Source organism: Paraglaciecola psychrophila 170, from assembly GCF_000347635.1.
In the GTDB taxonomy this organism is placed as follows: domain Bacteria; phylum Pseudomonadota; class Gammaproteobacteria; order Enterobacterales; family Alteromonadaceae; genus Paraglaciecola; species Paraglaciecola psychrophila.
In genome coordinates, this window is the sequence record NC_020514.1 from 5,400,896 (window position 1) to 5,413,691 (window position 12,796).

12 protein-coding genes are annotated in these 12,796 nt (G+C 36.3%); all 12 read right to left on the reverse strand.

Annotated elements, in window-relative coordinates:
• Positions 1–41 precede the first annotated feature (41 nt).
• Entirely contained in the window at positions 42–824 is a 783-nt protein-coding gene (locus tag C427_RS23805; protein WP_007634689.1) for a ParA family protein, read from the reverse strand.
• A gap of 75 nt (positions 825–899) precedes the next feature.
• A complete protein-coding gene (gene rsmG / locus C427_RS23810) occupies positions 900–1,556 on the reverse strand; it encodes a 16S rRNA (guanine(527)-N(7))-methyltransferase RsmG (protein ID WP_007634690.1) in 657 nt (218 codons plus the stop codon).
• Positions 1,556–3,469 carry a tRNA uridine-5-carboxymethylaminomethyl(34) synthesis enzyme MnmG gene (mnmG, locus tag C427_RS23815; RefSeq protein WP_007634692.1) on the reverse strand — a complete coding sequence of 638 codons (1,914 nt, stop codon included), beginning with the start codon at positions 3,467–3,469 and terminating at the stop codon, positions 1,556–1,558. Before mnmG ends, rsmG begins: the two co-directional genes overlap by 1 nt.
• A 1,430-nt stretch (positions 3,470–4,899) precedes the next feature.
• The gene (locus tag C427_RS23820) at positions 4,900–5,724 is read right to left on the reverse strand and encodes an ATP-binding protein (protein WP_007634694.1); all 825 of its coding nucleotides are present in this window, start codon (positions 5,722–5,724) and stop codon (positions 4,900–4,902) included.
• A gap of 63 nt (positions 5,725–5,787) precedes the next feature.
• Complete coding sequence (locus C427_RS23825) at positions 5,788–6,444, reverse strand: DnaT-like ssDNA-binding domain-containing protein (protein WP_007634696.1); 657 nt, start codon at positions 6,442–6,444, stop codon at positions 5,788–5,790.
• A gap of 7 nt (positions 6,445–6,451) precedes the next feature.
• Positions 6,452–6,895 carry an FMN-binding protein MioC gene (mioC, locus tag C427_RS23830; protein WP_007634698.1) on the reverse strand — a complete coding sequence of 148 codons (444 nt, stop codon included), beginning with the start codon at positions 6,893–6,895 and terminating at the stop codon, positions 6,452–6,454.
• A 942-nt stretch (positions 6,896–7,837) separates the two neighbouring features.
• Positions 7,838–9,220 carry a tRNA uridine-5-carboxymethylaminomethyl(34) synthesis GTPase MnmE gene (mnmE, locus tag C427_RS23835; RefSeq protein WP_007634704.1) on the reverse strand — a complete coding sequence of 461 codons (1,383 nt, stop codon included), beginning with the start codon at positions 9,218–9,220 and terminating at the stop codon, positions 7,838–7,840.
• 6 nt (positions 9,221–9,226) lie between these two features.
• The gene (locus C427_RS23840; RefSeq protein ID WP_007634706.1) at positions 9,227–9,709 is read right to left on the reverse strand and encodes a YajQ family cyclic di-GMP-binding protein; all 483 of its coding nucleotides are present in this window, start codon (positions 9,707–9,709) and stop codon (positions 9,227–9,229) included.
• 100 nt (positions 9,710–9,809) lie between these two features.
• Complete coding sequence (yidC, locus tag C427_RS23845) at positions 9,810–11,444, reverse strand: membrane protein insertase YidC (protein WP_007634708.1); 1,635 nt, start codon at positions 11,442–11,444, stop codon at positions 9,810–9,812.
• An 81-nt stretch (positions 11,445–11,525) separates the two neighbouring features.
• Positions 11,526–11,810 carry a membrane protein insertion efficiency factor YidD gene (gene yidD / locus C427_RS23850; protein ID WP_051075211.1) on the reverse strand — a complete coding sequence of 95 codons (285 nt, stop codon included), beginning with the start codon at positions 11,808–11,810 and terminating at the stop codon, positions 11,526–11,528.
• The gene (gene rnpA, locus C427_RS25430) at positions 11,765–12,133 is read right to left on the reverse strand and encodes a ribonuclease P protein component (RefSeq protein ID WP_007634710.1); all 369 of its coding nucleotides are present in this window, start codon (positions 12,131–12,133) and stop codon (positions 11,765–11,767) included. Before rnpA ends, yidD begins: the two co-directional genes overlap by 46 nt.
• Before the next feature lie 9 nt (positions 12,134–12,142).
• Entirely contained in the window at positions 12,143–12,277 is a 135-nt protein-coding gene (gene rpmH, locus C427_RS23855) for a 50S ribosomal protein L34 (RefSeq protein ID WP_007615483.1), read from the reverse strand.
• Positions 12,278–12,796 lie beyond the last annotated feature (519 nt).

Below are 12,796 nucleotides of genomic sequence, written 5' to 3' on the forward strand. Positions count from 1 at the left end.
TCCTCTGTGTTATTCGTTCTATTTTATTATATACACTAATTTTATTTAGCTATTTTATTTACTTTTCCGCGTCTTAATATTTCACCTGCTAAAGCTAAATAGGCTTTTGCGCCTGTCGACGACTTATCATAATACATGGCTGGTGATCCAAAGCTTGGTGCTTCTGCCAATCGCACATTCCTGGGAATAACTGTTCTGTATACTTGCTCTCCAAAATGGCGTTTTAGTTGTTCAGACACATCGTTCGCAAGCCTATTTCTTGGGTCGTACATAGTGCGCAGAACGCCTTCAATTTTTAATTTCGGGTTAACCACAGACGCTAGTTTTTTGATGGTGTCCATTAACGCAGTGAGCCCTTCAAGGGCATAATATTCGCACTGCATGGGCACCAAGACCGAATCGGCGGCAGCCATAGCATTTACTGTCAGTTGATTTAACGAAGGTGGACAATCAATAAAAATATAATCGTAATAGTTTTTAACCGGTGCTAATGCATTGCGTAATCTTAATTCACGAGCAAACACTTCCATCAATTTAATTTCTGCAGCAGTGATATCGCTATTACCGGCTATAAGGTGATACTTGCCAGACGTTTCTTTGATTATAACTTCTTCAACCGGTTTTTCTTCAATCAATAATTCGTAACAGGTGTTCTCAACATTGTATTTGTCTACACCACTTCCCATGGTTGCATTGCCTTGAGGGTCGAGATCAATCAACAATACTTTGCGTTTTGTGGCAGCCATCGACGCAGCAACATTGACAGCCGTTGTGGTTTTACCCACACCACCTTTTTGATTAGCAATTGCAATGATTTTGCCCAAAATAATTTTCCACTTTTTATTTATAAGGCCATAATAGAAAACACATTAATTTTGCTAAGAGTAACGTTCTAGCTTTTAGCTAACTGATTGTTTTTTAATTTTGACAATATGACGTTCGCCTTCAAGGCCTGGTACGTCTAGTTTAATTGTTTCTTGTAAAATAAATCCTAAAGGCAAACATTCCAGCTCATCAGTGGAGAGTTGGCCTTTTAATGCAAGAAAAACACCCTGAGAATCTACCAGATGTTGGCACCAGTGCAACATATCTTTTAACGAAGCAAAAGCTCTGCTCAATACTCCATCAATTTTTACGTTTGGCATAAAATCTTCAACTCTTGATTGCACAGGTTCGATATTGTTTATTTTTAAATCATAGGCGACCTGTTTCATAAAACGTACCCGCTTGCCTAAGCTATCTAACAATATAAATTGTTTATCTGGACACATTATAGCTAAGGGTATACCCGGTAGCCCTGGACCCGTACCTACGTCAATATAGTGAACTTTATCTAATAATGGGGCTACGACTATAGAATCAACAATATGCTTGATCACCATTTGTTGAGGATCTCGCACGGATGTCAAATTATAAGCTTTATTCCATTTATGCAACATCAACACGTAACGGATAAGTTGTAATTGTTGTTCTTCAGTAACGACTAATTCAGAATTTTTAAGACTGCCTTTTAAAACACTCAGTAATTCGTTTTCTAGGCTGTATTGAATATTCATCAGGCTGAAATTTTCTTTTGAGCTATACTAGTTCCGATTAACAGACCATGTTTTTTTAAATATACCAACAACAGCGATACAGCAGCAGGAGTAATCCCTGATATTCTGCCGGCTTTTCCGATGGTTTCCGGACGTGCATCTGTTAATTTGGATACTACTTCATTACTCAACCCAGAAATTTTACTGAAGTCAAAATCCCTAGGAATAAGGGTGTTCTCGTTACGTAATGTCTTAGCAATTTCGTCTTTTTGACGCTCGATATATCCTGCATATTTAATTTGTATTTCTACTTGCTCGGCAGCTTGTTTATTATCAATTTCAGGTCCAAATGCTGTTATTTGCATTAATGTTTGATAGGTCATTTCTGGTCGACGGATCAAATCTTCCAAGCTGTTTTCTTTCGTCACTGGATTTTTTAATAAAAGATTTAATGCTGCGGTTGATTCATGTGAAGGATAAACCCAAGTTGACTTAAGCCTCTGTCTTTCTAATTCAATGGCTTCTAATTTTTGATTAAAAGCCTTCCAGCGTTGTTCGTCAACTAACCCTATGGCATGACCTTTTGCAGTTAAACGTATATCCGCATTGTCTTCACGTAATAGCAAACGGTATTCTGCTCGACTAGTAAACATACGATAAGGTTCTTTGGTACCCATAGTGGATAGGTCATCAATTAATACCCCCATGTAAGCTTCATCACGTCGCAGAATAAATTCATCTTTTTGTTGCACTTGTAAGGCTGCATTCGTGCCAGCTATTAAACCTTGTGCTCCGGCTTCTTCGTAGCCTGTTGTGCCGTTGATTTGACCCGCAAAAAATAAACCATCAATAAATTTAGTTTCTAAGGATTGCTTAAGATCACGAGGATCAAAGAAATCATATTCGATCGCATATCCTGGACGCACAATGTGAGCATTTTCAAAACCAATTATCGATCGCACAAAATCCATTTGTACGTCAAAAGGTAAGCTAGTCGATATACCGTTTGGGTAAACTTCAATGCTATTTAATCCTTCTGGCTCAACAAATATTTGGTGTGAATTTTTATCCGCAAAGCGATGAATTTTATCTTCAATTGATGGACAATATCTTGGCCCGATCCCTTCGATCACACCTGTATACATAGGTGATCTGTCTAAACCACCACGAATAATTTCATGGGTCTTTTCATTGGTGTGCGTGATGAAGCAAGGAATCTGTTGAGGATGATCGCTAGCTTTTCCCATATATGAAAATACTGGAACGGGGGTATCACCGTGTTGTTTTTGCATTACATCAAAGTTAAGTGTGCGTGCATCCAATCTAGCTGGGGTACCAGTTTTTAATCGATCAACTCTAAAAGGTAATGCGCGAAGACGATCTGCCAATGCGATCGAAGGAGGATCGCCAGCACGGCCTCCTTTGTGGTTTTCCATACCAATATGTATGGTGCCGCCTAAAAACGTGCCTACGGTGATGACAACCGTCTTAGCATGGAATTTGAGGCCCATCTGTGTGACTACACCGACAACGCGATCTTGTTCAACGATCAGATCATCACAAGATTGTTGAAATAATGTTAGATTTTCTTGATTCTCAATAAGCTTACGAATTTCAATACGGTATAGCGTTCTGTCCGCTTGAGCACGTGTGGCACGAACAGCTGGACCTTTACTTGAATTTAAAGTTCTAAACTGAATACCGGCTTTGTCTGTTGCCATAGCCATGGCACCGCCTAACGCGTCTATTTCTTTTACCAGATGACCTTTGCCTATTCCGCCAATAGCTGGATTACAAGACATTTGTCCTAGGGTTTCAATATTGTGTGTTAGCAAAAGAGTACTTGCGCCCATGCGTGCAGCTGCTAGTGCAGCTTCTGTTCCTGCGTGGCCACCACCGACAACGATGACGTCAAAATGTTGCTGATAAAACATGATTTTCCTCAAAAGCTAAATGATCAATGTGATCAATTTCTCCCACGTAAAATGGGTCGCATATTCTATATAGATTTTAGCGTAAGTAAAATGCTTAAAAACTATTCAATTTTTGTTTTTTAGATCCCTTAATCTTTATAAGATCTTTTAGATCTTTGTTTATTATTACTATTATTAAGCAGCCACTTTTCTGTTAGTAAGTCACTATTATTTATTTATATCAACCACTTACAGGCAATGTAACTATGTGTATAAGGTTTGATCAAACTGGTATAAGTTGGGTGTAAGTAGCTGTTTTATCCACAGGGTGATTTGATCACAATTTTATTCAGTGGATATAAAGTGGTTTTACATGAGTTATACATATAATTATCCACAGCAGATAACATCTTTTGATCTAACTGTGTATAACTTGTGATCTAAAATTAATATTCACATAGTTAGATCATGATTTATAAGGAAAAGATCAGAACTTATCTTGTTAACCTAATATTAGAAGCCAAAACCTGGGACTTGACTCAAAAATATTCGTCTTTAGTAAAATTAATTTTGATTTAGACTTAAAACTTGGTCAATTATGCTTATTTTGTGATTATCACGGCAATTTTGTTTATGAATTCACGACTATTACTTCGCAAACTTACACCAGAATTGGTGTGATCGTAGGTGTTTGGGATTCATTTACATGGAGTTTAAGTGGTCAAATTTCTATGATATTGATTCTTCCACAGCTAGTTTATAATATTAATTTAGGATTTTAGCGTTTATTAATCGTCTAATAATTACCTTTATTTTACTTTTCCGTCCACTTTAAAATCACTTTTTACTTGTTCTTTTAGTAGTTTAAGTATTCATATTTATTTGGATATTAGGAATGAGATAAGTTGAAATTAAAGCATTTATAAATGGTGAGATTGGTAACTTTATTGGTTGTTTATCAATTAAATTAATAATGCTTCTACTCGATATATGTGCATCAATATTGCCAATGATTGTACCTGTATTACATAGGCCTTTCAGAGGTAAGCAGGTTTACGTTGTTAGTTATATTATTCACGTTGATATGGTTGCTTGAGGCACTAGTATCAAGCTGAGCGATTAATTAATTGATAGATATATATACAACCCAATAGTTAATTCACCTTTATCTAAAACTCTATTATCGTTTCATCATGTGTCTCTATACTATTTAAATCAGTACCAGTTTTAACGGCTATTTGACTGCCACATCAAAATTTAAAGTTCCTGTGATGGTTTAAGTAAAAAAAGATGTGTAATAGAAGAGTATGAGACAAACCAATATCGCGTTTAAATATATGGTTAATTTAATGGATTTTTTAATATCCTCAGTAAATACCCAGTGAGTTAACAAAGGGTAAGTCGTAAGGAATACTAGGAAGGTTTAAATATTTTTTTATATAATAGGCTATTTATTTCACTTGATTCGGACGATATCCAGAGGTTGTTTGAGGCTGTTGTGGTTCTGGCTGTGTAGGAATTATTTCTTTGCGTCTGCTAGGACCTGAGAATTTTACTTTATAGGTATCGTATTCTTTTATGGATTCAAAGCAATAACGACCTAAGGCATTTTCAAATTCAGCAAGGTTATGATTGGTGATCATGATACAGTTTTTGTTATTAGCTAACCGTTGTCTTAATACATTACCTAACCAACTTTGCGCATTTTTCTTCAAAACGCTTTCGTTAACACATACTTCATCAAGTATCAGTAAATCTACATCCAGTAATTCTTGATTTATCTCTCTAAATTTCTGTCCAACATTATCCTGTGCATTATAATCATAAGAGAAAAAGCGCATTTCCAATATGGTAGATAGTTGTCTGTATAGAACAGAAATTTCATATTTTTCGATAAGTTCGTGAGCTATAGCACCTGCAGTATGAGATTTTCCACGGCCATAGTCGCCATAGAAAATCATCATATGCGCTCCACTTCTTCGCCAGGTCATATCTTCATGTGCGGCGATAAAAGATTTAGCAATACTAACAGCTTCAATCACATCATTGCTGTCTTCAATTAGGTTAGCGAAAGTCCATTTTGGATTCAGTTCAGAGCGACCTTGAATACCTTGGATGCGTTGCTTTTTGCCTTCGCGTTGTAACTGTTTTACATCTCGATTGGCTAAAGCTTCATACTCTGATCTTAAGTCGGCATATTGGGTATATTTTTCAGGAACATATTGGCGACCTAGTGCTTTACCTAATCTTTGAATTTTATCTTTAATGCTGTCCACGAGTTATATTTTCCGATTGATAAATATGAAATTTAATGTGTTATTACTTAGTATATAGCTGATTTATTGCTTATTAGTTTTACTATATTTAGCCACTAGATTTTTAGCGTTCTCATCAGCATGAATACCTGCCTTAGTCTGGACTATTTGCTGACCTACTTTTTGTACATTTTTAAACCCATGGGCTAAGCGCATTTTTTTTAAATTAAATACAAATTTCTGTGTCCATTGATATTCGCTGAACTGTGACTCGGGTCTGCCTAACCAATATGCAATAAAATCACCTAACTCACTGGTTGTGTAATCATAATCAATAATACCTAGTAGTTTAGCCAAATCTGTGATTAGTTTCTTATTTGGTAGCCATTCAAGATGCATTGAATGCCAATTAAGATGTAACTTTGAATACTCATCTACCTGCATCGTAGTCAAAGGTAGATTAAGTGTTTTACCATTAAAGCTGTGGTTAAGCTCGACCTCGTCCACAAAATTAACTAAACCCACACTTAACAGCTCTTTTATTAAGCTGTTAACTTGTCGACCTAAAGTGAAATTTTCTTCTTTAGCATTTAAAATGGATAACATAGATTTGTAGTTTAATGGTGAAGTTACACCACTTGTCTGACTGGCTGTTGGTTTTATTCCAAGGATATACAACACACGAGCGTCATTACTTAAAGGCTGAAGTAGGGCGGCTTGTTCTGATTTATTAAATTGCATTGGATCGTTATGCTATTTGTTGATTATTTTTAAGCCAGTTTTTAAGCCATTTAACTGCAGCATCTTCAGGGATAGGATGATTAAGCACATCTATATGCAGGGCAGGGAACAACAGTTCTGCGTTTGCTTTGAGCATTATATTTTCTATGTGTATGGAGCCGTGACAGAAGGTGTCATAACTGCTATCTCCTAAGCCAACAACTAAAAATGGCGTGTTTAAAGTTTGGGTTTTTAATTGTTCAGCAAAAGGTTGAATATTGTCAGGTAAGTCACCGGCACCATGGGTAGAAGTACAAATTAGCCAAATGGCAGTTTGATCTAATTCTGATAACTGTGGGGTTAAATGAATTTCAGCACTATGCTCATAATTCAACAATATTTCTTGTAATGCGTCAGCCACATATTCACTCGCGCCTAATACACTGCCTACTATAATTTCAAACTTAGCCATTTATTTACTACGTAGTTTCTTTGGTTTTAGTATTGTACATTGTGGTTAAGAGATCTCCATGCCTATTTCCATACCTATTTCCATCTTTATGTCCCACTTATTTTCACCATTTCAAAGCTGCTTACCATTTAACTATGTTGGTTACGTTAATCTAAGTGAATATTTTGACAGAATTAAATTATATAAATAGAGGCTTTTGGAACGTCGTTATGACTTGGATTGGTTAAGGGTATTTGCTTTTGCAGTTTTGATTTTTTATCACATTAGTATGTTGTATTTAGCTGATTAGGAATTTCACTATAAAGGTCATTATCAGAGTGAATTTCTGCTAAACATTATGCTGTTGATAAATAGGTGGTACTTACCCTTCTTGTTTTTATTTCTGGAACCGTTTCGCGTTATTTATTAGAAAAATATCCATTTTCCCATTTTACTAAGGCACGGACTTGGCGTTTGTTGTTGCCATTATTGTCTGGTGTATTAGTGATAGTACTTCCACAGTTGTATGTATATATGACAGCAAAAGAAGATTTAAATGTAAATTATTGGTGGTACTTACTAATATTGCTATTATTTTATTCTATTTTTCTGTAGATAAAATAGACAATGTTTTTGACTTAATTCGGAATCATTTTGGTTTTAGCGCAATATTATTTTTTGTCGGTTTCTGCACTATCGATATTTTATGAATCTTCTGAAGGTATAAGAATAGTCCGTAGGTTCACTTTCTTTTTGTTGTGATATGTTGTTTGGCAAAGAGAAAGTTACTGGCAACCTATTATAATAATTGTTATTTTTGTTTGATAAGTTAGTAAGTATTGAAAAGAATAAATATTTGAAGCAGAAATTTCATTAATTTATAAAATATTTGGATTGATAGGGTGGTTATTAATGCTGCCGTTAGGATATTTAATTATATTTTAAATATCGTTATTTTGAATCTTATTTACCGATACAAAAAGAAGAAAATATTTTTGCGAGCAAGTCATCTGAGCTGAATTCACCTGTTATCTCATTGAGATGTTGTTGAGTTAAACGTAGTTCTTCAGCAAGTAATTCTCCCGCAAGGTTTTCTTCTAATTGATATTTACCTAGGTATAAGTGTTCTGCGGCCCTGTCTATGGCATCTAAGTGGCGTCTGCGTGCGATAAACTGGCCTTCAGAGCTCATATTAAATCCCATGCAATCCTTTAAGTGTTCAGTTAGAAAGGTGATTCCCTGCTCATTGCTGGCAGAAATTGAAATAACTGGGTAGTCACCACTATCATCAAAGCCAATAGTCTCATTTGACAGGTCTATTTTATTTCGGATAACACTTAGCCCAATATTTTTGGGAAGTTGTTGGTAAAATTCTGGCCATATTTTTTCAGGATGAGTTTCTGTTGATTCAGTACTGTCCAGCATAAATAACACGCGATCAGCTTGCTTAATCTCTTGCCAGGCTCGTTCAATACCTATTTTTTCTACTTTGTCCGGGCTATCTCGTAAGCCAGCAGTATCAATTATATGTAAAGGCATTCCATCAAGATGAATATGCTCTTTGAGCACATCACGAGTTGTGCCTGCAACATCTGTGACTATGGCTGCGTCTCTCCCTGCCAATGCATTCAGTAAACTGGATTTGCCTGCATTTGGTTTGCCTGCAATCACAACTCGCATACCTTCTCTGAGTAGGGCTCCTTGTTTGGTTTGTTGACGCAAAGTCTCAAATGATTTGATAATATTTTCTAAGTCTTTTTGAATTTTACCATCGCTTAAAAAATCGATTTCTTCATCCGGGAAATCAATCGCGGCTTCGACGTACATACGCAAATGAATTACTTGCTCAACTAAAGTATGAATATACTGCGAAAACGCACCTTGTAAAGAACGTAATGCACCTTTTGCTGCTTGTTCAGAGCTGGCATCAATTAGATCAGCTATGGCTTCAGCTTGGGCTAGATCCAATTTGTCATTTAAAAACGCACGCTCACTGAATTCGCCTGGTCGAGCAATCCGTAATTTAGGTATTTTTAAAATTGCATTAAGCAACATATCCAATACAACTTGACCACCATGTCCTTGTAGTTCTAGTACATCTTCACCAGTAAATGAGTTTGGTGCTTTAAAGAATATGGCTATTCCCTGGTCGATAAGATTATTGTCTGTGTCTGAAAAAGGTAAATACTCTGCTTTACGGGTTTCAGGTAATTTACCTAATATTGTGCGCGCAGCAGTACTTGCGAGATTGCCAGAAATTCGGATTATCCCAACACCACCTCGTCCCGGAGCAGTGGCTTGTGCAACAATAGTATCTTGTTGTGAAGATAAACCGGTAGTAGTCATATTTTATCAGTCTCTGAAGTTAGTAAATTGTAATGGTTGTTCTAAATCTGCCTCTTTTGCCAACGCCATAACTTGTTGCAAGTCGTCTCTTTTTTTACCTGTGACTCGAACTTGTTCACCTTGTATCTGTGCTTGCACTTTTAGTTTGGCATCTTTGATAAGTTTGATAATTTTCTTGGCTACAGGCTGTTCAATACCTTGTTTAAAAGCGATGGCTTGTTTATAGATTTTACCAATGTGTTGTACATCTTTTTCTTCGAAAGCTGCTGTGTCTACATTACGTTTCACACAAGTGCCACGAAGGATATCGAGCATCTGCTTGAGTTGGAAATCATTGTCAGCAGTCATGGTGACAATACTTTCCTTTAATTCAAAGCTGGCCTCTACACCTCTAAAATCGAATCGTGTACTTAATTCTCTATTAGCGTTATCGACAGCATTGAGTAATTCGGGTAAATCAATTTCTGAAACTATATCTAATGATGGCATTCTGACTCTCAAGCTTGATGGTTGGATATATTATTGTATGCACAAAAAAGCCCGCTTTATACGTTAATTTAGTATAAAACGGGCTCTAAATTATTTAGATTTACTTAGTCTTGAGACCACGTTTTTCCATCGAAGCGTAAATTATTTTTGCTTGAACTAAAGTAATAACGTTACTTATCAGCCAGTAAAGCACTAAGCCTGCTGGGAAGATAAAGAAAAATAAGCTCATAGCAACTGGCATAAACTGCATGATTTTTTGTTGCATCGGATCTGTCATGGTCATAGGTTGTAGTTTTTGTAACAGATACATGCTGACACCTGTCAATACAGGTAATACAAAGAAAGGGTCTTTTGCACTTAAATCGGTTATCCAAAATATAAAGTCAGCATGTCTTAGCTCAACACTTTCAAGCAGGACCCAATACAAAGCTAGGAAAATAGGCATTTGTAATAGAAGAGGGAAACAGCCACCCATCGGGTTAACTTTATCCTTCTTATACATTTCCATCATGGCTTTTTGCATTTTTTGCTTGTCATCGCCATAACGTTCTTTGAGTGCATCCATTTTAGGTTTTAATGCACGCATCTTAGCCATCGATTCGTATTGTTTTTTGGTTAAAGGGTACATAGCCCCTTTAACAACAATAGTGATAAGAATGATTGCGAAGCCCCAGTTACCTACAAGGCTATGAATAAATTGTAGGAAGGTGAAAAGCGGCTGTGAGATCATGAACAAAAAACCATAATCGACAGTTAGGTCAAGACCTCTTGCGATGCCTGCTAATGTATCTTGATCTTTGGGTCCAAGGTATAAGATACTGTTAATCTGTGCTGTTTCACCGGCTTGGATAGTTACTGTCTGTCCTGTAAATCCAATGACTCCATTTGTTTGCTGCAATATCCTGCTAAATAAATTGTTTTTCTGGTCTTGTGGCGGTACCCACGCTGATACAAAATAATGTTCAATCATTGCTGCCCAACCTGCAGCAGTTGTTTTTTTCAGATCCAGATCAGCCATATCGTCGAAGGCATACTTTTGATAACGATCATCTTCTGTTGAATATGCGCCACCACGATAGATAGGCATAAACATGCTGCCTTCTTGTTCAAGCATGCTTTGTTTCAGCTGGCCAAACTGTTGGACTTGCTTAGGACTGCTGGTGTTATTTTTGATACTATAATTGACATCAATTTTGTGGCTGTCACGAGTAAAAGTGAAGCTCTTAGTGACTTGTAAGCCTTCAGGAGTTTCTAATTTTAAAGGTACCGTAAGTGTATCACCTTCTAAAAGATAACTATCTTTAGCAACTGTATATATGGGACGCGCTTTACTGTCTGTACCATTTGGGCCGATTAACCCGCTTTGTGCAATGAATAATTTATCACCACTAGGTTTTAGTAAACTATACGACTCACTTGAACCTTCCTCTAAAGGAAACTTAGCTAATTCGGCTGAAACTACATCACCGCCTTTTGTATCAATGCTTAGAATTAGAGTGTCTGTAATTACTGATATAATTTTGCCGCCGCTTGTAGACCTTGCTACAAAGCCTTGTTCTAGTGGCGTAGCAGCCGGTACATCATCCGAATTAGGCATGTCTAGTTGAGTACTAGCCGCTGCAGATGTTGTTATTGGTGCGACTGGCTGTGGGCCATAATCTAATTGCCATTGTTGCCATAATAAAAAGCCGACCATAGCGAGGCCAATTAATAAAAAACTGCGTTGGGATTCCATAAAATACTCTAATTAACTATTTATTATGTGTGTGACTTATTCATGTCAAAACATTAAACCACGGCGACGTTACTGTTTTATTTATGTCCAGATTATTAAATCGGGCATAAGCATAAAACTATTCTCTATTTTTTTTTCTGGCACTGGATCATAACCACCAGCATTCAGTGGATGGCATTTTAGTATGCGTTTGATGCTTAGCCAAGAACCTTTTATCATTCCATATTTTGAAATAGCGTCAATTGCATAATAAGAGCAACTTGGGTGAAACCTGCATGTTGGTCCCAATATCGGTGAAAGCACTATCTGATAGAGCTTAATTATACCGATTGGGATTTTTCGCAGCGTGACGCTAACTTTTTCCATAATTTACTCAGCAAAGAAAACAATTCTTGATTCGATAACTTATCTAAACCAGTTTTACCGACTACGACTATATCAATATTTGGAAATGAATGGCGTTGTAAACGAAAGCTTTCGCGTATTACGCGTTTTAGTCTATTTCTATCATGGGCATGTTTGACCCTCTTTTTAGCTAGAGTAATGCCTAAACGAGGATTATCAAATTTATTGTATCTGGCTAGTAAGGTAAGTTGGGGTGATACAGATGGAATTGCATTATTGAAGACATACTCAAAGTGGGTGGGAGTAAGTAGCCTTAGCTCCCTAGAAAAATTATTTTCACCCACCTTGGATAATTAAGCTGATAAGCGCGCACGGCCTTTAGCACGACGATTGGCAATAACCTTGCGGCCATTTTTAGTCGCCATACGGGCACGAAAACCGTGTGAACGCTTACGTTTTAAGTTGCTTGGTTGAAAAGTTCTTTTCATGACCTAGTCCCGATATACATAAGGTTAAAACAAAATGAACATTTATATGATTACTATATTTTGTAATCACCGTGCTCAAAAATGACGCTGAATAATAGAGATCACTTTGCATCTTGTCAATCATTTACTCTAAGTTAAAGCATTCTATCTTACGGATGATCGAACGTTTTATTCATTAATTTTTGGTAACTGTCAAAATGTGTTAACTTTATCCACAGATAAACTAATAATTCATTTTATTAATCATATTTTATCTTATCTTAACTTCAATATTGGCATTAAATATGCCTCAAACACATTCACGTTTATACATTATTATTTTGAAATAATCTCATTAAAACAATTAGATATAAGTAACCTTGAAGTTATTGCCATTTAATCCTAAATGTATGTTGCGTTAGTATGCTGATTAGCGAGATAATTCATAGCTAGTTTTAGGTTTGCTTATATCTGACTAATAATAATACAGCTATTACTCTTCAATTTTGTTTTGTAATTTAGTTTTTATCCCATTTTGGC

What these genes read in the sequence shown, in the direction of transcription:
- rsmG (WP_007634690.1), bottom strand. Translation starts at nt 1,556, where the DNA reads ATGAATATTCAATACAGCCTAGAAAACGAATTACTGAGTGTTTTAAAA.
- mnmG (WP_007634692.1), bottom strand. Translation starts at nt 3,469, where the DNA reads ATGTTTTATCAGCAACATTTTGACGTCATCGTTGTCGGTGGTGGCCAC.
- C427_RS23825 (WP_007634696.1), bottom strand. Translation starts at nt 6,444, where the DNA reads ATGCAATTTAATAAATCAGAACAAGCCGCCCTACTTCAGCCTTTAAGT.
- mioC (WP_007634698.1), bottom strand. Translation starts at nt 6,895, where the DNA reads ATGGCTAAGTTTGAAATTATAGTAGGCAGTGTATTAGGCGCGAGTGAA.
- mnmE (WP_007634704.1), bottom strand. Translation starts at nt 9,220, where the DNA reads ATGACTACTACCGGTTTATCTTCACAACAAGATACTATTGTTGCACAA.
- C427_RS23840 (WP_007634706.1), bottom strand. Translation starts at nt 9,709, where the DNA reads ATGCCATCATTAGATATAGTTTCAGAAATTGATTTACCCGAATTACTC.
- yidC (WP_007634708.1), bottom strand. Translation starts at nt 11,444, where the DNA reads ATGGAATCCCAACGCAGTTTTTTATTAATTGGCCTCGCTATGGTCGGC.
- yidD (WP_051075211.1), bottom strand. Translation starts at nt 11,810, where the DNA reads ATGGAAAAAGTTAGCGTCACGCTGCGAAAAATCCCAATCGGTATAATT.
- rpmH (WP_007615483.1), bottom strand. Translation starts at nt 12,277, where the DNA reads ATGAAAAGAACTTTTCAACCAAGCAACTTAAAACGTAAGCGTTCACAC.